Origin of the sequence: Streptomyces sp. B1866, from assembly GCF_031932565.1 — a bacterium.
GTDB lineage: Bacteria > Actinomycetota > Actinomycetes > Streptomycetales > Streptomycetaceae > Streptomyces.
Genome location: NZ_JAVSCF010000536.1, coordinates 1 through 1,108, shown reverse-complemented (window position 1 = coordinate 1,108; position 1,108 = coordinate 1). Strand labels below are relative to the sequence as shown.

Sequence of the window (1,108 nt, the reverse complement as noted above, 5' to 3'; positions counted from 1 at the left end):
GCTCCGGGCGCGCACGGCGGGCCGTACGGACCGGCTGGGCCGGGCGCCGCCGCTCCGGCCGCCGGGCCGTCCGGGGCGCCGGGGGCCGGGCCGGGGTCCGGGGAGGGGCCGTACGGGCTCTCCTCCGCGGCGTACGGCGGCGGGGGCGCCGGGGCCTACGACGCTGCCTACGGCGGCGGGGCGGACAGCGGGACGTACGGCGGCGGGACGTACGGCGGGGCTTATGGCGGCGGGGCGTACCCGTCGCAGGGGGCGCCGCCGCATGTCCAGCAGCCGCCTCCGGCGCCGGGTCACGCGCCCGGGCCGCCGCCCGCCGACGGCTCCGCGCACCTCCTGCCGAGGGCCGCCGAGGAGACCCAGGTCCTGCCGCCGCTGTCCGCCGAACCGCTGCCGCCCGCCGCGCCGTACGGCCAGGGTCCCTGGCCGGGGCAGGGGACGGACCCGTACGGCGCCGCACGCGCGGGCGGGCTCTCCGGCCCGGATGACGCCGCCACGCAGTTCCTGCCGCCCGTGCGGGACGCGGCGCCGGGCCCGGGCCGGCGGGGCCGGGGTGCCGCCCAGGGGGCCGTCGGCGGCCCTCAGGGGGCCGGTGCGGCGCCGCTGCCGCCCGAGGCCCCGCCGTACACGTCGCACCCGCCGTACGCGCCCGAGGCCCCGCCGTACGCCGCCGAGCCCGGCCACCGCCCGCAGGACCGCGGCCCGGAGGCCACCGCACTGCTGCGGCCGGTCCGCGCGGACCGCGGCCCGTCCGGTGCCGCCGACGAGACGCAGGTCCTGGGCCCGGTGGCGCCCGGGGCCGGGCCGCCGCCCTCGGGGGCGCCGTTCCCGATCCGGCCCGGGCGGCCGGAGGACGGGCGGCAGCCGCCCGCCGAGTTCGACGCGCTGTTCCGCGCGGAAGAGCCGGACCAGGGCATACCCGCCGGTCAGGCGATACGCCCCGGGACTCCCGCGCCGCCGGCCGCGGACGCCACCCAGCCGCTGCCCCGCTTCTTCGAGGAGCGCGGGATGGGCGGCGGGCACGACCAGGGCCGGCACGCCGCGCCCGGGTTCGCCGGGTACGACGAGCCGGGCCACGGCGCGCCCGGCCACGCCGCGCCCGGCCACGGCG

General features: G+C 83.8%; 1 pseudogene. It reads left to right on the top strand.

Annotated elements, in window-relative coordinates:
• Window positions 1-1,108 (top strand): annotated as a pseudogene (locus RKE29_RS30040) (hypothetical protein); the annotation flags it as partial.